The following is a 21,815-nucleotide window of genomic DNA, read 5'->3' as shown; positions in this document are numbered from 1 at the left end:
TCGTTCAGCAAGAGTGTTAGCAAATTAAGCTTCGTATAAAAATTGGGAACCTCGTACCCAAACTGATGGATATTATCCGATACACTTCCCGCTGCAGTTGCTTCAATTTTTAATACCTGATCTACATACTGGGAGATAAATTCAGAAACCTCGTCGGTATGTGTTGCAGAAAAAAGTAAGGTTTGACGTTTCTCCGGTAGCGAGTCGAGAATGCGGATTAATTGCGGACGAAAACCTGTCCCCATCAATTGATCCATCTCGTCAATGACTAATCGTTTTATATTCTTTAACCGTACGTTTCCTGAGTCGATAAAATCAATTAATCGTCCGGGTGTAGCAATCAGCAAATCCAGACCCTCCTCCACCATCGCACGTTGTGTGTTAATATTAGCGCCGCCAAACACGCCACCAATTCGCATAGAAGTGTATTTAGCGAGCTTTCTGGCTTCTTCTTCTACTTGCTGGACCAATTCCCTTGTCGGAACCAAAACAAGCATAGTAGGATGCTTTTCTTTCGAAAATTTCCAAAGATTCATCATGGGTAGCAAATAGGCAAGTGTCTTTCCGGTTCCGGTTTGGGCAATGCCTAAAACATTTGCACCCGACATAACGGGTGAAAAAGATTGCTCCTGAATGGAGGTACATTCAGGGAAATTCAATTCCTGAACGCCTTTGAACAACAATTTACTAATGGATAATTCGGAAAATTTCATAATTGATATTTGAAAAAAAAGCCCCGATTAATTCGGGGCTTTATTATGGAGTTGAAAAGTATTAATCTTCCAATTCTACTTCTTTGATTTTTTCCTTCAGAACTTTGTTTTGATAATCGTCCTGAGAATAAACCAATGCTCGTTGGAAAGTACGGGTACCTGTTCCGCAAGGGATGAGGTGACCAACAATTACATTTTCTTTCAAGCCTAACAAGAAGTCTTCTTTACCGTTTACAGCGGCCTCATTCAATACTTTGGTAGTTTCCTGGAACGACGCTGCAGAGATAAAGCTATCTGTTTGCAACGAAGCTCTGGTGATACCCTGAAGAACAGGAACCGAAGTGGATGGCATCGCATCGCGGGCTTCAACCAGTTTCTTATCCTTACGCTTCAGCATTGAATTTTCATCACGCAGTTTACGAGCGGTAATGGTTTGACCAGGACGAAGTGTGGTTGAATCTCCGGCGTCAACAACAACTTTCTTACCGAAAATGGAGTCGTTTTCTTCCATGAATTCAATTTTACTAACGCTTTGTCCTTCGAGGAAACGAGTATCTCCCGGCTCAATAATTTCAACTTTACGCATCATCTGACGTACAATTACCTCAAAGTGCTTATCGTTGATTTTTACACCTTGTAAACGATATACTTCCTGTACTTCATTTACAAGATACTCTTGAACTTTAGTCGGACCTTCAATCGCAAGAATATCACCAGGTGCAGTAGCTCCATCAGAAAGTGGTTGACCAGCTCTAACGTAGTCATTCTCCTGAACGAGGATGTGACGTGAAAGTGGAACCAAATAGCGACGAACTTCACCTGTTTTACTTTCTACTGCAATTTCGCGGTTACCACGTTTAATTTTTCCGAAAGAAACGATACCGTCAATCTCAGCAACAACAGCCGGATTCGATGGATTACGAGCTTCGAATAATTCCGTTACGCGTGGAAGACCACCGGTGATATCTCCGGATTTACCGGAAACACGAGGAATTTTCGCAAGAATGTCACCCGCAGTTACATGTTTGTTTTCATCCACCGCAATGTGAGCGCCAACCGGTAAGTTGTACATCTTTAATTCTTCTCCTGATTTACCATCAATGATTCGAATTCCTGGTGCTTTACGCTTATCACGGGTTTCAGTAATTACTTTTTCGCGGAAACCGGTTTGTTCATCCACTTCTTCACGGAAAGTGATTCCTTCTTCAATATCAACGTATCCTAAAACACCATTGATCTCAGAAAGGATAACCGCGTTATATGGATCCCAACGGCAAATGCTGGTTCCTTTTTCAACTACGTCGCCATTCTTAACGATCATATAAGAACCGTATGGAATGTTTGCAGTTTGAAGTACAATTCCGGTATTCGTATCCACGATACGCATTTCGCCTGAACGACCAAGAACTACTTCTACCTTAACACCTTCATTGTCGGTTTTAGGTACAGTACGTAATTCTTCAAATTCAACGCGACCTGCATATTTCGCTTTAATATCAGATTCATCAGCAATATTCGATGCAGTACCACCAACGTGGAATGTACGAAGTGTAAGCTGAGTTCCTGGCTCACCGATCGACTGTGCAGCAATTACACCTACAGCTTCTCCCATTTGAACCATGCGTCCGGTAGCAAGGTTACGTCCGTAACACTTCGCACACACACCACGCTTCAACTCACAGGTAAGTACTGAACGAATTTCCACTTCTTCAATTGGAGATTCTTCAATCTTACGAGCAATTGCTTCTGTAATTTCTTCACCAGCGTTTACCATTAACTCACCCGTTTGCGGATGGAAAATGTCATGCACCGATGTACGACCAAGAATTCTGTCGTTTAATGTTTCTACTACCTCATCATTTTTACGAAGCGCTGTAGCAACAAGACCACGTAATGTACCGCAATCTTCTGCATTGATAATTACATCTTGCGCAACGTCTACAAGACGACGAGTTAAGTATCCTGCATCCGCAGTTTTAAGAGCGGTATCGGCAAGACCTTTACGAGCACCGTGTGTAGAAATGAAGTAGTCAAGAATCGATAATCCTTCTTTAAAGTTAGAAAGAATCGGGTTCTCGATAATTTCCTGACTGGTAGCACCTGATTTTTGTGGTTTCGCCATCAGACCACGCATTCCGGAGAGCTGACGAATCTGCTCTTTAGAACCACGCGCTCCTGAGTCGAACATCATGTAGATACTGTTGAAACCTTGACGGTGATTCTTCAGTTTCTCCATCAGAATGTGCGTCAGACGGGAATTGGTATGTGTCCAGATATCGATAATCTGATTATAACGCTCATTGTTGGTGATAAGACCCATGTTATAGTTCATCATCACTTCATCAACTTGCTTAATTGCATCAGCAACCATCTTCACTTTTTCTTCAGGAATCAATACATCCTCAAGGTTGAAAGAAAGACCGCCTTTAAATGCCATATAGAAACCAAGATCCTTGATATCATCGAGGAATTTCGCTGTCTTGGAAATACCGGCAGCTTTCATCACACGACCGATAATGTCACGGAGTGATTTCTTAGTTAAAAGTTCATTGATGTATCCTACTTCTTTCGGAACAACTTCGTTGAATAAAACACGACCGCAAGTTGTTTCAATCAATGCATCAACCAAAACGCCATTCTCATCAAGATCTTTTGTTTTCACCTTGATGTGAGCATGCAATTCAAGTCGTTTTTCATTATATGCAATGATTACCTCTTCCGGAGAATAGAAAGTCATTCCTTCACCTTTTACAATCAGCTCAGGAGTGCTCTTACGGCCTTTGGTGATGTAGTAAAGACCAAGCACCATGTCCTGAGAAGGAACTGTAACCGGCGCTCCATTTGAAGGGTTAAGAATGTTATGCGAAGCAAGCATCAATAATTGCGCTTCCAAAATCGCTGCATTCCCAAGTGGAACGTGAACCGCCATTTGGTCACCGTCAAAGTCGGCGTTAAATGCAGTACACACCAATGGGTGAAGCTGAATCGCTTTTCCTTCAATTAATTTTGGCTGGAAAGATTGAATACCTAAACGGTGAAGTGTCGGAGCACGGTTGAGTAATACAGGATGTCCTTTCAATACGTTTTCAAGAATATCCCATACAACCGGATCTTTACGGTCAACAATTTTCTTCGCAGACTTAACTGTTTTTACAATACCGCGCTCAATCATTTTACGAATGATAAACGGTTTGAATAACTCAGCTGCCATATCTTTTGGCAATCCGCACTCGTGAAGTTTTAATTCAGGACCTACAACAATTACCGAACGTGCAGAATAGTCAACACGTTTTCCGAGGAGGTTCTGACGGAAACGTCCTTGCTTACCTTTCAATGAATCTGAAAGCGATTTTAAAGGGCGATTCGATTCAGTTTTTACAGCTGATGATTTACGCGAGTTATCAAAAAGCGAATCAACCGCCTCTTGTAACATACGTTTTTCATTACGCAAAATCACTTCAGGTGCTTTGATCTCGATCAAACGCTTCAAACGATTGTTACGAATGATAACGCGACGATAAAGGTCATTTAAATCTGACGTAGCAAAACGACCACCATCAAGTGGAACGAGTGGACGAAGTTCTGGTGGAATAACCGGAACAACTTTAATCACCATCCACTCAGGTTTGTTTACAATACGCTCGTTGGATTCACGGAACGCACCTACAACCTGAAGGCGTTTTAAAGCTTCACTCTTACGTTGCTGTGAAGTTTCGGTGTTTGCTTTGTGACGAAGTTCGTACGATAATTCGTCAAGATTAATTCTGCGCAATAAATCCTGCAATGCTTCAGCACCCATTTTCGCAATGAACTTATTCGGATCATTGTCGTCGAGATACTGATTTTCCTTCGGAAGTTTATCCAGGATATCCAGGTATTCTTCTTCCGTTAAATAATCGTAGGTATTTAATGGTGAACCATCAAGATTAGTAGCTATACCAGCTTGAATTACTACATAACGTTCGTAGTAAATAATCTGATCTAGTTTCTTAGAAGGTAATCCGAGCAAATAACCGATTTTGTTCGGTAATGAACGGAAGTACCAAATGTGAGCAACAGGAACCACCAAGGAGATGTGTCCCATGCGTTCACGGCGAACTTTCTTTTCTGTTACTTCTACCCCGCAACGATCACAAACAATCCCCTTGTAACGGATACGCTTGTATTTACCGCAGTGGCATTCGTAATCCTTTACCGGACCGAAAATTCTTTCGCAAAACAAACCATCACGTTCAGGTTTGTAGGTACGATAGTTAATCGTTTCCGGCTTCAGCACTTCTCCGCTTGACCGTTCAAGGATCAACTCGGGCGATGCGAGAGAAATTACGATTTTCTCGAATTCGCTTTTTACTTTATTTTCTTTTCTGAAAGCCATGTTTCAAAGATTGACGTTTGTGCTAATTATTCCAATGTAACATTAAGACCAAGTCCGCGGAGCTCATGCAACAATACGTTGAATGATTCCGGAATTCCGGGTGTAGGTAAGTTCTCACCTTTAACGATGGCTTCATATGCTTTCGCACGACCAACAACATCGTCGGATTTAACAGTAAGAATTTCCTGAAGAATGTTGGATGCTCCAAATGCTTCGAGCGCCCATACTTCCATTTCCCCGAAACGCTGTCCACCAAATTGTGCCTTACCACCAAGCGGCTGCTGGGTGATGAGGGAGTATGGACCAATCGAACGTGCGTGCATCTTATCATCCACCATGTGGCTCAGTTTAATCATGTAGATCACACCTACAGTTGCAGGCTGGTCAAAACGATCTCCGGTACCACCATCGTAAAGATATGCACGACCGTAACGAGGAATTCCAGCCTCATCGGTGTACTTATTGATTTCATCAATATGCGCTCCGTCAAAAATCGGAGTAGCGAATTTGAGTCCAAGTTTTAATCCTGCCCATCCTAAAACCGTTTCATAAATCTGTCCGAGGTTCATACGCGATGGTACCCCGAGTGGATTAAGCACGATATCAACCGGTGTTCCGTCTTCGAGGAATGGCATATCTTCGGCACGTACAATACGGGCAACAACCCCTTTGTTACCGTGACGACCCGCCATTTTATCTCCAACACGGAGTTTACGTTTTTGCGCCAAATAAACTTTTGCAAGTTTTACAATTCCGGTTGGTAGCTCATCGCCCACAGTAACCTGGAATTTTTTACGCTTGTAAATACCGAGGATATCATTCGACTTAATATTGAAATTATGAATCAAACGATTGATCATTCGGTTCATCTTTTCATCAGAAGTCCAATTGGTAGGATTAATGGTAGAATAATCAATTGCAAGAAGTGCTTTCGCATTGAACTTAACACCTTTCTTAATGATTTCTTCTTTGAAGTTATTATAAACACCTGCAGATTTTTCTTCGCCAACAATTTGAAGAAGTTTTTCAGTCAGGATATTTTTTAAATCAGCAACTTCTTTTTCGTATTCACGATCGAGTTGATCTACGATAGGTTTTTCCTGCGCTTTCATCTTACGATCTTTGATCGCGCGAGAGAAAAGTTTTTTATCGATAACAACACCTTTAACGGAAGGACCAACACGAAGTGATGCATCTTTTACATCTCCGGCTTTGTCACCGAAAATTGCACGTAAAAGTTTTTCTTCAGGTGAAGGATCAGTTTCTCCTTTTGGTGTGATTTTACCAATCAGGATATCACCTTCTTTTACTTCCGCACCGATACGAATCATACCGCTTTCATCTAGATCACGGGTTGCTTCTTCACTTACGTTAGGAATATCTGAAGTTAATTCTTCAAGACCACGTTTTGTTTCGCGTACTTCAAGAATATATTCATCAATGTGAATGGAAGTGAAAATATCTTCACGTACAACTTTCTCAGAAATTACAATCGCATCCTCAAAGTTGTAACCTTTCCATGGCATAAATGCTACTTTAAGATTTCTTCCTAAAGCGAGCTCTCCATCCATAGTAGCGTATCCTTCGCAAAGAACTTGACCTTTCAATACCTTCTCACCTTTTTTAACGATAGGCTTGAGGTTAATGGAAGTACTTTGGTTCGTCTTTTGGAATTTTACCAGGTCGTACGTTTTCGCATCACCTTCGAAGCTAACAAAACGCTCTTCGTCGGTTCTTTCGTAACGAATTGTAATTTGATTTGCATCAACGTACTCAACGATACCGTCTGCTTCTGCATTGATCAATACACGTGAATCGCGTGCAACCAATTCTTCAATTCCGGTTCCAACAATTGGAGATTCCGGACGAAGTAATGGAACTGCCTGGCGCTGCATGTTAGATCCCATCAGAGCACGGTTCGCATCATCATGCTCAAGGAATGGAATTAATGACGCAGCAATGGAAGCAATCTGGTTGGTACCAACGTCCATCAACGCTACATCTTTAGGTTCCACTACAGGGAAATCTGATTCGAGACGAGCAATTACTTTATCTACATTGAATTTTCCGCTGTCGTCTACAGGAGCATTGGCCTGTGCAATAACGCGGTTGTCTTCTTCCTCTGCGCTCAAATAAATTGGCTCTTCACTGAGGTTCACTTTACCGTCAATAACACGACGATAAGGTGTTTCAATAAATCCTAAGCGATTTACTTTCGCAAATACACAGAGTGATGAAATAAGACCGATGTTCGGACCTTCAGGAGTTTCAATAGTACAGAGACGTCCGTAGTGTGTGTAGTGTACGTCACGTACCTCAAACCCTGCACGCTCTCTGGATAAACCACCGGGACCGAGTGCCGATAAACGACGCTTGTGGGTGATTTCCGCAAGAGGATTGGTTTGATCCATAAACTGCGATAACTGATTCGTACCGAAGAACGAATTAATCACCGATGAAAGTGTTTTTGCATTGATAAGGTCAATCGGAGTGAATACTTCGTTATCACGAACATTCATTCTCTCACGAATGGTACGAGCCATACGCGCAAGACCTACTCCAAATTGATTATACAACTGCTCACCAACGGTACGCACGCGACGATTCGACAAGTGGTCGATATCATCCACATCCGTTTTTGAGTTGATCAATTCAATGAGGTATTTCACGATCATGATAATATCCTCACGCGTAAGAATACGTGTACCCTGATCAATGTTTAATCCTAATTTTTTATTGATTCTGTAACGACCTACTTCACCTAAATCATAACGTTGTTCAGAGAAGAACAATTTATCAATTACCGAACGGGCAGTTTCCTCGTCTGGTGGTTCAGCATTACGCAATAAGCGATAAATGTATTCTACAGCTTCTTTTTCAGAGTTAGAAGTATCTTTCTGAAGTGTGTTGTAGATAATAGAGAAATCGGCAGAATTTGTTTCTTGTTTATGAAGAATAATTGATTTCACACCTGAATCAACAATTAAGTCGATCATGTGATCTTCAAGTATGGTTTCGCGTTCGATTAATACCTCATTACGCTCAATGGAAACAACCTCTCCGGTATCCTCATCCACGAAGTCTTCAACCCATGAACGAAGAACACGCGCAGCAAGGCGTCTTCCAACAACATCTTTCAATGCTTTTTTAGAAACTTTAATCTCATCTGCAAGATTGAATATTTCTAAAATATCACGGTCGCTTTCATAACCGATAGCACGGAAAAGAGTAGTAACAGGTAATTTTTTCTTACGGTCGATGTAAGCATACATCACATTGTTGATGTCGGTAGCAAACTCAATCCACGATCCTTTGAATGGAATAATTCTCGCAGAATATAATTTAGTACCATTTGCGTGACGGCTTTGACCGAAAAACACACCGGGTGAACGGTGAAGCTGTGATACAATTACACGCTCAGCTCCATTGATTACAAATGAACCTTTGGGAGTCATGTAAGGAATTGTACCCAAATACACATCCTGCACGATAGTTTCGAAATCTTCGTGTTCCGGATCTGTACAGTATAATTTCAATTTGGCCTTGAGGGGTACACTGTAAGTTAAACCACGCTCAATACACTCTGGAATAGTGTAACGAGGAGGATCAATAAAGTAATCGAGAAACTCGAGTACAAATTGATTACGTGTATCCGTAATTGGAAAGTTTTCAGCGAAAACTTTGAAAAGTCCTTCATTTTCTCTGTTCTCAGGAGTGGTTTCCAATTGGAAAAATTCCTGAAACGACTTCAACTGGATCTCCAGGAAGTCAGGATAATCATAAGCACTTTTACTTTTTGCGAAACTTATGCGTTTCGACTTTTTATTCGTAGTTGCCAAGGGATTTGTTTTTTATTTTAAAGAAACCAAGACCAATTGATTAGACAACCTGCTTAAACACAAAAGGGTTAAGGCCCCGGAATTACCGGCGCCTTAACCACTGTATTGTAGTAGAGCGGATTATTTAATCTCAACTTCTGCTCCTGCCTCAACGAGCTTAGCCTTCAGTTGTTCAGCTTCCTCTTTTGAAACACCTTCTTTCAAAGTACCTGGAGCACCGTCAACGAGGTCTTTCGCTTCTTTCAGACCAAGACCTGAAAGTTCTTTAACGAGCTTAACTACTGCGAGTTTATTAGCTCCTCCGTTTTTAAGAATTACATCGAAGGAAGTTTTCTCTTCAGCAGCAGCACCGCCACCACCGGCACCTGGAGCAGCAACTGCAACAGCAGCAGCAGCTGGTTCGATTCCGTACTCATCCTTAAGGATTTGAGCAAGTTCATTTACTTCTTTTACAGTCAGGTTAACCAACTGTTCAGCGAGAGCTTTAACGTCTGCCATTTTTCTATGAATTTAATTAATGATTAAACTTTTGAATTGATTAGTTTGCTTTTTCTTGCAGTGTTTTGACCAAACCAGCGATTGTGTGTTTTCCGCTTTGTAAAGCAGATACAACATTTTTCGCAGGCGACTGAAGCAATGCAACGATATCGCCGATAAGTTCGTTTCTCGATTTGATATTGCAAAGAGCCTCTAATTGGTTGTCGCCAATGTAAACAGACTCTTCTACAAATGCTCCTTTTAAAACGGGCTTATCACCGCCTTTGCGGAATTCTTTGATCAATTTTGCAGGCACATTTCCGGCTTCTGCAGTAAGAACTGCAGTGTTACCTTTAAGTGCTACAAAAAGACCTGAATAGTCCACGCCCTCGGCACGCTCCATCGCTTTTTGCAATAATGTGTTTTTAACAACCTGCATAGAAACTTTACGCTTAAAGCACTCGCGACGTAACTTGCTCGTAGCTTCGGCGTTCATTCCTGATGCATCTGCTAAATAAATCACCTTACTTGCATTAAGCATTTCGGTCAATTCAGCAATTGCTTGATTTTTCTGATCCCTTGTCATAAGATTGGGAATAGTGGTTAAATATTGACTGTTTTAGTATCGATCTCGACGCCCTTGCTCATGGTGCTGCTCATGAAAATAGTTTTCACGTACTGACCTTTTGCAGAAGAGGGCTTCAGCTTAACAAGGGTCTGGATAAGTTCATTTGCATTGTCTGCAATCTTCTGTGCGTCGAAAGAGACTTTGCCAATGGAAGCATGAACTATACCGGTCTTGTCAACTTTAAAGTCGATCTTACCAGCCTTTACATCCGTAACAGCTTTTCCAATTTCCTGGGTTACCGTTCCTGTTTTAGGATTTGGCATAAGACCACGTGGACCGAGTACACGACCAAGTGCTCCTACTTTACCCATGATCGATGGCATAGTGATGATAACATCAACGTCTGTCCATCCACCTTTGATTTTCTCAATGTATTCATCGAGACCTACATAATCTGCTCCTGCATCTTGAGCTTCTTTTTCTTTATCAGCAGTACAAAGAACAAGAACTTTTACATTCTTACCTGTACCGTGCGGAAGAGAAACTGTACCACGTACCATCTGGTTCGCTTTACGCGGATCAACACCAAGACGTACTGCGATGTCTACAGAAGCATCGAATTTTGTAGTAGTAATATCCTTAACGATCTTAGAAGCTTCTACGAGGGAATAGGATTTATTCTCATCGAATTTCCCTGCTACTTCTTTTTGTTTTTTTGTTAAACGTGCCATAACGCATCTAATAATTTAAGGTTAGAAGGGTTTATCACCTGTTACAGTAAGACCCATACTACGTGCGGTGCCGGCAACCATGCTCATCGCTGATTCAATTGTGAAACAGTTAAGGTCGGGCATTTTTTCTTCTGCAATTTTGCGCACCTGATCCCAGGATACTGAACCAACTTTTTTACGGTTAGGTTCTGCAGAACCGCTTTTAATTTTAGATACCTCGATAAGCTGAACTGCTACCGGTGGAGTTTTAATGATAAAATCAAACGATTTATCATTGTATACAGTAATTACTACTGGCAATACTTTGCCTGGTTTATCCTGCGTGCGCGCATTAAACTGCTTGCAAAATTCCATGATGTTAACACCTTTGGAACCGAGTGCAGGACCAATCGGTGGCGATGGGTTAGCAGCGCCGCCTTTTACCTGAAGCTTAATAAAGCCGGTTATTTCCTTTGCCATTGTTAATGATTATTAAATTCTAACTTTCTTTTTCAACCTGCATATAATTCAACTCGAGCGGTGTTTTGCGACCGAAAATTTTAACCATCACTTTCAGTTTTTTCTTCTCTTCGTTGATCTCTTCAATCACACCGGTGAAGTTGTTGAAAGGACCATCAATTACTTTAACAGTTTCGCCAACGATGTAAGGGATGTTAATTTCTTCTTCGCTCTCACTGAGCTCATCATATTTACCAAGAATGCGGCTTACTTCGGAAGCGCGCAGCGGAACAGGATCTCCTCCTTTTTCCGCGCCAAGAAAGCCAATAACATTCGTCAGGTTCTTTATTGCATGCACAATTTCGCCGGTTAAAGCAGCCTCAATCAAGACATACCCCGGAAGATATGAACGTTCTTTGCTTACCTTCTTACCGTTGCGAATCTGGTAGATTTTTTCGGTGGGAATAAGCACCTGAGGAACCAAATCGGAATACCCCAATCTGCTCATCTCAAGCTCGATCTGGTCACGCACTTTCTTTTCCTTGCCGGAAACAGCACGAACTACAAACCATTTTTTTGAAATCTCACCCATCTTACCGATGCATTATTAATTAAACATGTCGTAAAAGAATCCAAGGATACCCTTCCACGCAAAGCCGCCATCTGCACTCCCGGGACGAATTCCAAAAATGAAATCCATTAGGAAAACCAGTAACGCAAAAATCACTGATGTGATTAACACGATAAGCGCGCTACTCTGAAGTTCTTTCTGAGTAGGCCAGCTGACCTTGTTCACCAGCTCGTTTACCGTTTCCTCGATATATGCTCTGAATCCAGCCACTTTGTTTTGTTTTTTTTATTTATTCTTTTGAATCCTTGCACGGGTGCCTGGATTCGAACCAAGATCAACGGTTTTGGAGACCGCTATTCTACCATTGAACTACACCCGTTTATTATGACAGCTAAAGGTGTCCGGACGGGACACCTTTAGTCTGACATAGTGCGGTCTTTATTACTTAACGATCTCGATAACCTGACCAGCTCCAACGGTACGTCCACCTTCGCGGATAGCGAAACGAAGACCTTTATCCATTGCAACAGGTACGATCAGATTTACAGTGATAGTTACGTTGTCACCAGGCATTACCATTTCACGACCTTCTGGAAGAACGATTTCTCCAGTAACGTCAGTTGTACGGAAATAGAACTGAGGACGGTATTTATTTTGGAATGGAGTGTGACGTCCACCTTCTTCTTTTTTCAGAACGTAAACCTCAGCCTTGAACACAGTGTGTGGGGTGATTGACCCTGGCTTAGCGATTACCATTCCGCGACGGATAGCTTCTTTGTCAACACCACGAAGAAGAAGACCTACGTTGTCACCTGCCTGACCACGGTCGAGGAGCTTACGGAACATTTCAACACCTGTGATGGTTGAAGTAAGTTTTTCTTCTTGCATACCTAAGATCTCAACGTTATCACCAACATTGATAACTCCTGTTTCGATACGACCAGTTGCAACAGTACCACGACCAGTGATAGTGAATACGTCTTCAACAGGCATAAGGAATGGCTTATCGATATCGCGTGGTGGAATTTCGATCCAAGTATCTACTGCCTCCATAAGAGCTTCAATAGTACCAACCCATTTAGCATCTCCGTTTAATCCACCAAGAGCAGATCCACGAACGATTGGAGTGTTGTCACCATCGTAACCATAGAATGAAAGAAGTTCGCGTACTTCCATCTCAACGAGGTCAAGAAGTTCTGCATCGTCAACCATGTCCACTTTGTTCATGAACACAACCAGACGAGGAACACCTACCTGACGACCAAGAAGGATGTGCTCACGAGTTTGTGGCATTGGACCATCCGTAGCAGCTACTACAAGAATAGCTCCGTCCATCTGTGCAGCTCCTGTTACCATGTTTTTCACATAGTCAGCGTGACCTGGACAGTCTACGTGTGCGTAGTGACGATTGTTTGTTTGGTACTCAACGTGTGAAGTGTTGATTGTGATACCACGCTCTTTTTCTTCAGGAGCGTTGTCGATCGATGCGAAGTCACGTTTTTCAGCAAGACCTTTGTTAGCGAGAACCTGAGTAATCGCAGCAGTCAAGGTTGTTTTTCCATGGTCTACGTGGCCAATGGTCCCGATATTCACGTGGGGCTTGGAACGATCAAATGTTTCTTTTGCCATAGTTCCTGTTTTGTTTAATTGTTATTACTTGTTTTTAACGTTTTAACAGTTTCTCCTGAAGTAGAGCTGATGAGGGGGATTGAACCCCTGACCTCTTCCTTACCAAGGAAGTGCTCTACCACTGAGCTACATCAGCTTAAACTTTTTTTTTTTAAAAGTTTTGACCCCGAAAATTCGGGGTCAAAACCTTTTGTAAGAGCGGGAGACGAGGCTCGAACCCGCGACCCTCAGCTTGGAAGGCTGATGCTCTACCAACTGAGCTACTCCCGCTTGTTACTTTTATTGTGGGCACAGAAGGATTCGAACCTCCGAAGTCGAAAGACGGCAGATTTACAGTCTGCTCACGTTGACCGCTTGTGGAATGTGCCCAACAATTTTTAATACTTAAAGAACTTGAGCCGAGGAAGGGACTCGAACCCCCGACCAGCTGATTACAAATCAGCTGCTCTACCAGCTGAGCTACCCCGGCTAATTCCGCTCTAAACCACTCATTTTCAGTTGAAAAATCCCGATATTAAAACAGACCTCTTTCCAAAAAGGTCTGCAAATGTATTAAACATTCAGAATAGAGCAAAAAAATCAACAGCTTTTTTTTGAAAACAAAGCTGAAAAGCACAAAATGTGGCACAAAAAAAGGGGAGTCCTGCTCCCCTACCTGAATTTTAAGGTTGTTTACCCTTATATTTTTGAATTTGAGCTTTTAGAGCGTCGACCGATAAGTCTACCGCTTCCTCAAAGGATTTACATTGCCGGCTTGCAAATAATTCTTTACCCGGGACCAGAATTTTGATCTCGGCAATTTTATTTTCATTCTCTTTATTCTTATCCAGTCGAAGAAAAACTTCCGAGTTGGTGATTTTCTCGTAGGTACCTGTTAATTTATCAAGTCGTTGTTGAACAAAATCGATGAGTTTTTTATCGGCATCGAAATGAATTGAATGAATTTGTACTTGCATGGTGTGGTTCCTCCATTTTTTATCACCCCGCTAAGGGGTGGGATTGGTGATATATGTTTTTTAATTTTTCTATGGTATTGTGCGTGTATACCTGAGTTGCAGCTAAGCTGGAATGACCGAGTAATTCTTTTATGGCGTTTAAATCTGCTCCATTATTTAATAAATGAGTAGCAAAGGTATGCCGGATTACATGTGGACTTTTCTTTTCCAGACTTGTTACTTTAGAAAGGTACTCATTCACTTTTCTATATACAAATTGAGGCGACAATTTATTGCCTTTGTTATCTAATAATAAATGATCTGAATCACTTTCGCCCAAAAGCTCTGTTCGTATTTTGATATAACGATCAATTTGTAGTCTGATTTCGTGGGTGAGCGGGATGATGCGCTGTTTATTACGTTTACCTAAAACTTTAATTCTGTCGTTGGAAACATCAGACAATTTTAAACCAATCAATTCGGAACGACGAATACCGGTGGCGTAAAATAATTCCAGCATTGTTTTATCTCTGATGCCGAATAGATCCTGCGGAAAAATTTCGTCGGAAAATAATTTCTCCATTTTTGACTCCTCCACAAATACAGGAAGCCGCTTTTTGGTTTTAGGAGCGATTACTTTTCGAACGGGATTAGACCGGATTTCTCCGCATTTCATCAGGAATCGGTAGAATGAATTGAGGCAACTCAATTTCCGACGTACTGTTTTTGGATCATTCCCTTTTTCCATTAATGAAACCACCCAGGTCCGGATGATGGAATGATCTGCCTCGGCAAGTTGCTGAACTTCGAATTCCTGAATGCAAAAATTTCTGAACGCAGATAAATCATCCGTATAAGCCCTTACGGTGTGCAGCGAAAATCGTTTTTCGTTTTCGAGGTAAGAGTGGTATTTTGAGATGTCGTCCAAATGAAAAAAGGGAACCTGATACAGATTCCCTTTACGGTATAGCTTAAAAAAAGTTTCCTTAAATATTACTGCTCAGTAAGCTGCATTTGAAGGCGGTACTTCGCACGGATAATTTCCTGGCGACGATTGATAGAAGGTTTAGTGAAAGATTGGCGTTCACGTAATTGTTTTACGATACCAACTTTTTCGTATTTCTTCTTGTACTTCTTAAGAGCCTTTTCAATTGACTCGCCTTCTTTTACTGGAATGATTAACATATTCTATTTTTCTTTTTAAAGGGATGGCAAAGATAATAAAATTTTGAATTAACAATCAGCTCTTTAAAATTTCCCTGGAAATTACAAGTTTCTGAATTTCAGAGGTTCCCTCGCCGATTGTGCATAATTTGGAGTCGCGATAGAATTTTTCGACCGGAAAATCTTTGGTATAACCATAGCCTCCGAATATCTGTACAGCCTCAGTTGCCACCCTTACGGATACCTCAGAAGCATAATATTTAGCCATGGCCCCTTCGCGGGTAACCTTTTGTTTACGGTTTTTAAGATCAGCTGCCTGATACAACAACATTTCAGCTGCTGTAATTTCTGTAGCCATATCAGCCAGTTTAAAGGCAATTCCCTGAAAGTTGGCAATTGGCTGACCAAACTGCTGGCGCTCCTTTGAATATTGAACTGCGGCTTCATAAGCGCCCTTTGCAATACCCATAGCTAAAGCCCCGATGGAGATACGTCCACCATCCAATATTTTCATCGCCTGAACAAATCCATCTCCAACTTTTCCAAGGATCTGACTTTTATGAACACGGCAATTATCGAAAATCAATTCTGCGGTTTCGGAACAACGCATACCTAATTTGTTTTCTTTTTTACCTCCACTAAAACCCGGTGTTCCGCGCTCAATAACAAATGCAGTAATTCCTTTTGAATCGAGTAATTCACCTGTGCGGACTAAAACCACTGCAACCTCAGAAGAAATTCCGTGAGTGATCCAGTTTTTTGTACCATTGATTACCCAGTAATCACCATCTTCTTTTGCAACACATTTCATGCGCATTGCATCTGAACCTGTATTGGCCTCTGTTAATCCCCATGCACCAACCCATTCTCCACTTGCCAGTTTAGGAAGGTATTTTTTCTTTTGTTCTTCATTACCAAACTCCAAAATATGATTGGTGCAAAGTGAATTGTGCGCAGCAACACTCAAGCCAACAGATCCACAAACTTTAGCTACTTCTTCAATAACAGTAATGTATTCGAAATAACCGAATCCGGAACCGCCATATTCAGTTGGAACTAAAACACCCATTAATCCCAATTCGCCAGCCTTGCGAAACAAGTCGCGGGGAAACTCCTGGCTTTCGTCCCACTTCATTACATTGGGACGAATTTCTTTCTCTGCAAAATCGCGCACCATTTGCGCAATCATTTTCTGGTTTTCGGTTTTTTTGAAATCCATGATTCAATTTTATTTAATAGGCAACAATATTTATTATAGAGGGAGAATATCCCTGCAGACGCTCACGTCCTTTTAAAAATTCGAGTTCAACGATAAATGCAAATCCTGCTACATTTCCTCCTTGCATTTTCACCAATTCAGCTGCTGCTGATGCTGTTCCTCCGGTGGCAAGCAGATCGTCGTGTATAAGCACATTCCAATTGGGTTTAATGGAATCTACATGCATTTCGACCTCGGCACTTCCGTACTCCAGATCATATTTATAGCTGATGGTTTTATAGGGCAACTTTCCTTTTTTACGGACAGATACAAATGGAACTTTCATTTTAATCGCCAGGGCCATTCCAAATAAAAATCCTCTGCTTTCAACTCCGATAATTGCATCAATTTTTTTCTCAGCGAATAAGTCGGCCAGGTAATCCACGATATCTGCGGAAAGCATCGGATCTTCCAATACCGGCATAATATCTTTGAAAAGAATTCCGGGTTTTGGAAAATCTTTTACGTCGCGAATGGTTGACTTAATACGTTGTTCAATAGAATTCACTGCACTGAAAAATAGGGTGCAATTTTAAGGTATAATTCATCATTCACCAAATCGGTTTTCCGGATATCCTCAACTGTTGAATAGGGACCATGTTTTTCGCGATAACTAATAATTGCCAAGGCCACCTGATATTTGATGTAAGGTATTTTTTTAAGGTCCTCCACCGAACAGGTATTCAATGAAATACGATTCCATGGCCGGATGATTGTTGTTCTCGATTCCAGGACCTTAAAGCAATCAGGACTTAGTCCGTAAATCTCCTGTAATTGGCTCACCGAGTGAAATCCACCCAGGCGATCACGGTATTGAATAATTCTTGAAGCCAATTTAGATCCAATACAAGGCAATGCAATAAGTGTGGTGGTATCGGTGGAGTTAAGATCAATTAAGGCAGTCGGTATTGGTGATTCTGATTTTTTATCACCTGTTAAAGGTGACTTCCGGGGAAGATCGATGGAAGGGAGTAATAATTGAAAAATTGAATCGTTGATTCCCGGACTTTTTTTCAGGTCGTCGGCAAATCTAAATACTCCACCTTTTTTTCTATAGCTCAATATAGAGGCGGCAGTATGAGCCGGAAATCCTTTCCTGATTAATTGTTGATAAGATGCCGTATTAGGATTTAATTTTTCGGGAAGAATATCACCATCGTGAAATTGTTTTTTGTTCTCAATAAAAGTATAGGTGGGAGAATTAGAATGTAAAACTGAATCCTCTGATGGTTCGTTGAAGGCTGTAAAAGAAGCACTCCATTCATTGAGTGCCTTAATTTCTTCAGTGTTTTGAATTTCAGGATCCGAAAATATCCGTTGACGAAACGAATAAAACGTATATGAGAGGATCAGGATAATTAATAAGGCGAGGATACCTTTTCTCTCCCTTTCGGGAATGAAAAAAATATCATCCCAAATTGACTTCAACGTGGTTCATCATCATTTTCCGAAAAGGAATCCGGTTCCGGTTTTGCCGGCGTTTTTAAAACTTTCCAAAAGAAATAACCTGTAATAGCAATTACAATGATTTGTACTGTTGCCATTAATATCATTGCTGAAGTATTCATATTGTTCCTTCTTTTAATCTTTTCTTATAAGCAACATACACCAACACGCAAATTCCTCCGAAAACAATCAGGAGTAATAATCTGGCCATGTCGGTATAGAAAATATTATTTACAAATCCACCCGAAGCTATGGCGGTCCCCGGTACGATGGCTTGACCGACTTTAACCATTACGGTTTTATCGATATCGAACTCGTATGTTTTTACCGGTTCAAGTTTATAAAAAAGCATTTGTTTCGATTTTTCTGCTTCAGAACCTTTGAACTTTTTCTCTTTGCCATCTACCATCACATATGCTACCGAATCTGAAATTGCAACGACATGTTTTTTCAGCGAATCGATGGTAGTGACTTCTGAAACGGTACCACCAACCTCGGTTTGAAATTCATCGGCAAAATAGGAACGGTTATACACAACACCTTTATTGGTGATTTTCGCAATGATGGAACTATTATCCAATTCCCAGTTACCACTTAAGGCTGCTTTCCAATCGTTGTTTTTGGGAGTAACCAGTGCCCCAATAAAAACGATGAGCAACATTGCCGGTGTGATGTACTTAATAATAAAGCGGAAAATATTCGGAACGCGGATATCTGCACCTTCGTTGATCTCTTTCCAGCCTTTGTCTAAACCGAAAACCCAGGAGAACAAAATCACCTCGGCAAGGGCAAAGACCACTAACGAAACGGTACCAGCCCAATAATCATATTCATCAAAAACGCCATTAGCGAAGAAAAATACGGTAGGCAATCCGAGCAATAAAACAATACCTCCAAACGACCATGCCGCTTTGCCTCTTTTCCAATTGAACTCATCCTGCATAAAACTCATCCATGGAGTTCCCATGGCAAGTGAAGAAGTAATACCCGCAAAAAACAAAAGACCAAACCACATTAATCCAGCAAGAGCGGAAAATACGGTTCCCCATTTCTCAAATAAAAATGGCATCGTTTGAAACGCCATTCCAAATCCTGCATTTTCTTTTACCCAGTCCAAACCAAGGTATCCTGCAGCAATTGGAATTACGATTAAACTTCCTAATACCACTTCAACGAATTCGTTGGTAAAACCGGCAGAAACTGCATTTAAAGCAACATCATCTTTCGATCGGACATAAGCCGCATAACAATGCACGGTTCCCATTCCCAGCGAAAGCGTAAAAAATATCTGACCAGCTGCTGCCATCCACACTTTCATATCCAGCAGTGAAGTGTATTGAGGCGTCCAAAGAAAATTTAATCCATCCCATGCCGATGCAGTCGGAACCTCTGGCGATGCTCCGGACGTACCCAGTGTTAAACCGCGAATTGCCAACACCGCTCCAAATCCAATCAATAAAGGCATACCGATTTTTGCCACTTTTTCTACACCCGATAATCCTCTCGACAAAATCCAGGTATTCAGAAGAAGACACAACACAAAAAACATCACCGCTTCATAAGGTATACCCGTTGTAGAAGTGGAAACATCAATGTAATTTGAGAAGAAACCAGCTACATCACCTTGAGACATTCCATCGAATGTACCCGAAACGGAATGGAAGGTGTAGGACATCGTCCAAGATTCGATGTAACAATAGTAAGATGCTACTGCTATGTTGGTGAAAATACCGAACACCCCGATATATTTCCATATTTTCCTTTTATCCATAGAATGGAAAATAAAAGGCGTGGAATGGTGGCCGAATTTACCTCCGTATCTACCGCTTGACCATTCGATCCACAAAAGCGGAATTCCCATTAAAAGAAAACAAACGAGATAAGGAATAATAAAAGCCCCACCACCATTGGATGCAGCCTGAACCGGGAAACGAAGGAAATTTCCAAGACCTACAGCGTTACCCGCCATGGCCAGGATTAACCCAACGCGCGACCCCCAAGATTCGGTATTCGACATAATTTCAGTTTTTGGTAATGGGTAAAAATAACCAAAGATTTGATTTTACCCCATAAAAAATAGGATTGAATTTAAGATTCGGTATAAGACTAAGCCGATAACTGATCTTTTAAAATCTGTAGTCCCTCTTCGAATGAATGCGGACGATACCCTAATTCGCGAATAGATTTATCTAATATAAATCCTGTTTTAGGCGGACGTTTTGCTGCCTGATTCAAGGTATTCGATTTAATAGGCTGAACCAAATCGGGATTTAATCCAAAAAACCGAGCCACCCGCTGAACCAATTCAACGATATTCATAAAATCCTTTCCCGATAAATGATAAATACCGGTTTTCTTCTTTTTTGCAATAAGAATACATCCTGCCGCAAGATCTTCTGCCAATGTAGGCATACGGAACTGATCATCGACAATGGTTAAAGGCTGACCTTTTTCGAGCGCTCCTTTAGCCCACAAAACAATATTGGTTCTGCTCATTTCATCTGCAATTCCATAAACAATAATGGTACGGGCTATGGACCAATTCAATTTAGATTGCATGACCAACTTTTCTGATTCCGCTTTAGAAAGAGCATAATAACTTAATGGATTTACCGGATCATCTTCCTTATACGGACCACTTTCTCCATCGAAGACAAAATCGGTTGACAGATGAATAAAATGCGGTTGATATCCTGTATGATTATTGCTCAATTCTTCTAAAACTGAAACCTGATTTTGTACTGCATTCACATTGATGTTCCAGCAATTTTCACGATCGGTTTCGCAGGCATCCACATTGGTCATAGCTGCAGTATTTATCACCACATCGGGAAGAAAATCAGAAAAAAGTTGTTGAACAGAATTTCTATTCGTGATATCCAAGGATTGATAATTATATCCGCTTTGATTTTTCATCCGGTTTAATCCGGAAGAGGTAGCCAATAATTCTACTTCGGGATCATTTTTTAGTGCAAGAACAAGTTTTTGTCCCAACAGACCATTTGAACCTGTAATTAAAATTTTCATGATGCAATAATTTATTTAATCGTCATTCCCAAATTCGCAAAAACGAATGTCCACATATCTGAATATTCCGCGATTTGCATTGATAAAGGCTTACCCGATCCGTGTCCCCCTCCCGCATCGATGCGAATTAAAACGGGTTCATTGCCTTGTTGTTTCGCTTGCAATTCGGCAATAAACTTAAACGAGTGTGCAGGGACAACCCGATCATCGTGATCGCCTGTTATTACCATGGTAGCCGGATAGTTTTGCTTTTTCACATTGTGAACCGGAGAATATTTTTTCAGATAGTGATATTGTTCCTCATTTTCACTTGAACCATAATCCCCTTTCCATGCCCATCCGATGGTGAACTGATGGAACTTGAGCATATCAAGTACTCCTACTTGAGGGATAACGCATTTAAATAAATCCGGACGTTGGGTAAGACAGGCACCGGCTAATAATCCACCGTTTGATCTTCCGTGAATAGCGATTTTGTCTTTGTTAGTGTATTTCTCTTTAATTAGATATTCCGCCGCGGCAATAAAATCATCAAACACATTTTGCTTTTGAAGTTTTGTACCAGCCTTATGCCAATCCTCACCAAACTCCCCTCCACCACGAATATTTGCTACGCAATAAATTCCGCCATTTTCTAAAAAAAC

At 41.2% G+C, this 21,815-nt stretch carries 20 protein-coding genes and 5 tRNA genes; all 25 read right to left on the bottom strand.

Features of this window, described 5'->3' with window-relative positions:
- The coding region (locus K1X56_12040; protein MBX7095441.1) for a DEAD/DEAH box helicase at positions 1-713 on the bottom strand (713 nt) is incomplete at its 3' end.
- 61 nt (positions 714-774) lie between these two features.
- Positions 775-5,088, bottom strand: a complete 4,314-nt coding sequence (rpoC, locus tag K1X56_12035) for a DNA-directed RNA polymerase subunit beta' (protein ID MBX7095440.1) — start codon at positions 5,086-5,088, stop codon at positions 775-777.
- Positions 5,089-5,114: 26 nt separating this feature from the next.
- Positions 5,115-8,927: a DNA-directed RNA polymerase subunit beta gene (rpoB, locus tag K1X56_12030; GenBank protein ID MBX7095439.1), complete on the bottom strand. Its 3,813-nt coding sequence runs from the start codon at positions 8,925-8,927 to the stop codon at positions 5,115-5,117.
- Between the two features lie 120 nt (positions 8,928-9,047).
- A complete protein-coding gene (gene rplL / locus K1X56_12025; GenBank protein ID MBX7095438.1) occupies positions 9,048-9,425 on the bottom strand; it encodes a 50S ribosomal protein L7/L12 in 378 nt (125 codons plus the stop codon).
- A gap of 40 nt (positions 9,426-9,465) precedes the next feature.
- Complete coding sequence (gene rplJ / locus K1X56_12020; protein ID MBX7095437.1) at positions 9,466-9,990, bottom strand: 50S ribosomal protein L10; 525 nt, start codon at positions 9,988-9,990, stop codon at positions 9,466-9,468.
- A gap of 17 nt (positions 9,991-10,007) precedes the next feature.
- Entirely contained in the window at positions 10,008-10,703 is a 696-nt protein-coding gene (gene rplA / locus K1X56_12015) for a 50S ribosomal protein L1 (GenBank protein ID MBX7095436.1), read from the bottom strand.
- 21 nt (positions 10,704-10,724) lie between these two features.
- Positions 10,725-11,162, bottom strand: a complete 438-nt coding sequence (gene rplK / locus K1X56_12010) for a 50S ribosomal protein L11 (protein MBX7095435.1) — start codon at positions 11,160-11,162, stop codon at positions 10,725-10,727.
- A 19-nt stretch (positions 11,163-11,181) separates the two neighbouring features.
- Complete coding sequence (gene nusG / locus K1X56_12005; protein MBX7095434.1) at positions 11,182-11,733, bottom strand: transcription termination/antitermination protein NusG; 552 nt, start codon at positions 11,731-11,733, stop codon at positions 11,182-11,184.
- 15 nt (positions 11,734-11,748) lie between these two features.
- Positions 11,749-11,982: a preprotein translocase subunit SecE gene (secE, locus tag K1X56_12000; protein MBX7095433.1), complete on the bottom strand. Its 234-nt coding sequence runs from the start codon at positions 11,980-11,982 to the stop codon at positions 11,749-11,751.
- Positions 11,983-12,020: 38 nt separating this feature from the next.
- Positions 12,021-12,091: transfer RNA gene (locus tag K1X56_11995), tRNA-Trp, on the bottom strand.
- Between the two features lie 62 nt (positions 12,092-12,153).
- Entirely contained in the window at positions 12,154-13,341 is a 1,188-nt protein-coding gene (gene tuf, locus K1X56_11990) for an elongation factor Tu (GenBank protein MBX7095432.1), read from the bottom strand.
- Positions 13,342-13,405: 64 nt separating this feature from the next.
- Positions 13,406-13,477: transfer RNA gene (locus tag K1X56_11985), tRNA-Thr, on the bottom strand.
- Positions 13,478-13,538: 61 nt separating this feature from the next.
- Positions 13,539-13,611 (bottom strand) — tRNA-Gly (locus K1X56_11980).
- A 15-nt stretch (positions 13,612-13,626) separates the two neighbouring features.
- Positions 13,627-13,710: transfer RNA gene (locus tag K1X56_11975), tRNA-Tyr, on the bottom strand.
- Between the two features lie 27 nt (positions 13,711-13,737).
- Positions 13,738-13,810: transfer RNA gene (locus K1X56_11970), tRNA-Thr, on the bottom strand.
- Positions 13,811-14,003: 193 nt separating this feature from the next.
- Positions 14,004-14,297: an HPF/RaiA family ribosome-associated protein gene (locus K1X56_11965; GenBank protein MBX7095431.1), complete on the bottom strand. Its 294-nt coding sequence runs from the start codon at positions 14,295-14,297 to the stop codon at positions 14,004-14,006.
- A 22-nt stretch (positions 14,298-14,319) separates the two neighbouring features.
- Positions 14,320-15,204, bottom strand: a complete 885-nt coding sequence (locus tag K1X56_11960; GenBank protein ID MBX7095430.1) for a tyrosine-type recombinase/integrase — start codon at positions 15,202-15,204, stop codon at positions 14,320-14,322.
- A 65-nt stretch (positions 15,205-15,269) separates the two neighbouring features.
- Positions 15,270-15,461: a 30S ribosomal protein S21 gene (gene rpsU / locus K1X56_11955; GenBank protein MBX7095429.1), complete on the bottom strand. Its 192-nt coding sequence runs from the start codon at positions 15,459-15,461 to the stop codon at positions 15,270-15,272.
- Positions 15,462-15,516: 55 nt separating this feature from the next.
- Positions 15,517-16,659 (bottom strand): acyl-CoA dehydrogenase, encoded by a 1,143-nt coding sequence (locus K1X56_11950; GenBank protein MBX7095428.1) that lies wholly within the window; start codon positions 16,657-16,659, stop codon positions 15,517-15,519.
- A 13-nt stretch (positions 16,660-16,672) separates the two neighbouring features.
- A complete protein-coding gene (locus tag K1X56_11945; GenBank protein MBX7095427.1) occupies positions 16,673-17,206 on the bottom strand; it encodes an adenine phosphoribosyltransferase in 534 nt (177 codons plus the stop codon).
- Complete coding sequence (locus K1X56_11940) at positions 17,203-18,126, bottom strand: helix-hairpin-helix domain-containing protein (protein ID MBX7095426.1); 924 nt, start codon at positions 18,124-18,126, stop codon at positions 17,203-17,205. The genes K1X56_11945 and K1X56_11940 overlap by 4 nt, the downstream gene beginning before the upstream one ends.
- On the bottom strand, positions 18,123-18,266 hold the full coding sequence (locus tag K1X56_11935; protein ID MBX7095425.1) for a hypothetical protein: 144 nt from the start codon (positions 18,264-18,266) through the stop codon (positions 18,123-18,125). Before K1X56_11935 ends, K1X56_11940 begins: the two co-directional genes overlap by 4 nt.
- Positions 18,263-20,161: a sodium-dependent transporter gene (locus K1X56_11930; protein ID MBX7095424.1), complete on the bottom strand. Its 1,899-nt coding sequence runs from the start codon at positions 20,159-20,161 to the stop codon at positions 18,263-18,265. The genes K1X56_11935 and K1X56_11930 overlap by 4 nt, the downstream gene beginning before the upstream one ends.
- Positions 20,162-20,250: 89 nt before the next feature.
- Positions 20,251-21,171: an SDR family oxidoreductase gene (locus tag K1X56_11925; GenBank protein ID MBX7095423.1), complete on the bottom strand. Its 921-nt coding sequence runs from the start codon at positions 21,169-21,171 to the stop codon at positions 20,251-20,253.
- 11 nt (positions 21,172-21,182) lie between these two features.
- Positions 21,183-21,815, bottom strand: a 633-nt coding sequence (locus K1X56_11920) for a prolyl oligopeptidase family serine peptidase (GenBank protein MBX7095422.1), incomplete at its 5' end; no start/stop codon positions are given.

This window comes from Flavobacteriales bacterium (assembly GCA_019694795.1).
Lineage (GTDB): Bacteria > Bacteroidota > Bacteroidia > Flavobacteriales_D > UBA2798 > UBA2798.
Note: the sequence above shows the minus strand (reverse complement) of the source record. Positions and strands in the feature narration are given on the sequence as shown.

Excerpts from the sequence above, each read along its gene's own strand:
- rpsU (MBX7095429.1), bottom strand. The coding sequence starts at position 15,461 with ATGTTAATCATTCCAGTAAAAGAAGGCGAGTCAATTGAAAAGGCTCTT.
- rplK (MBX7095435.1), bottom strand. The coding sequence starts at position 11,162 with ATGGCAAAGGAAATAACCGGCTTTATTAAGCTTCAGGTAAAAGGCGGC.
- rplA (MBX7095436.1), bottom strand. The coding sequence starts at position 10,703 with ATGGCACGTTTAACAAAAAAACAAAAAGAAGTAGCAGGGAAATTCGAT.
- rpoC (MBX7095440.1), bottom strand. The coding sequence starts at position 5,088 with ATGGCTTTCAGAAAAGAAAATAAAGTAAAAAGCGAATTCGAGAAAATC.
- K1X56_11925 (MBX7095423.1), bottom strand. The coding sequence starts at position 21,171 with ATGAAAATTTTAATTACAGGTTCAAATGGTCTGTTGGGACAAAAACTT.
- rplJ (MBX7095437.1), bottom strand. The coding sequence starts at position 9,990 with ATGACAAGGGATCAGAAAAATCAAGCAATTGCTGAATTGACCGAAATG.
- K1X56_11950 (MBX7095428.1), bottom strand. The coding sequence starts at position 16,659 with ATGGATTTCAAAAAAACCGAAAACCAGAAAATGATTGCGCAAATGGTG.
- K1X56_11965 (MBX7095431.1), bottom strand. The coding sequence starts at position 14,297 with ATGCAAGTACAAATTCATTCAATTCATTTCGATGCCGATAAAAAACTC.
- K1X56_11935 (MBX7095425.1), bottom strand. The coding sequence starts at position 18,266 with ATGAATACTTCAGCAATGATATTAATGGCAACAGTACAAATCATTGTA.
- tuf (MBX7095432.1), bottom strand. The coding sequence starts at position 13,341 with ATGGCAAAAGAAACATTTGATCGTTCCAAGCCCCACGTGAATATCGGG.
- K1X56_11930 (MBX7095424.1), bottom strand. The coding sequence starts at position 20,161 with ATGTCGAATACCGAATCTTGGGGGTCGCGCGTTGGGTTAATCCTGGCC.
- rplL (MBX7095438.1), bottom strand. The coding sequence starts at position 9,425 with ATGGCAGACGTTAAAGCTCTCGCTGAACAGTTGGTTAACCTGACTGTA.
- nusG (MBX7095434.1), bottom strand. The coding sequence starts at position 11,733 with ATGGGTGAGATTTCAAAAAAATGGTTTGTAGTTCGTGCTGTTTCCGGC.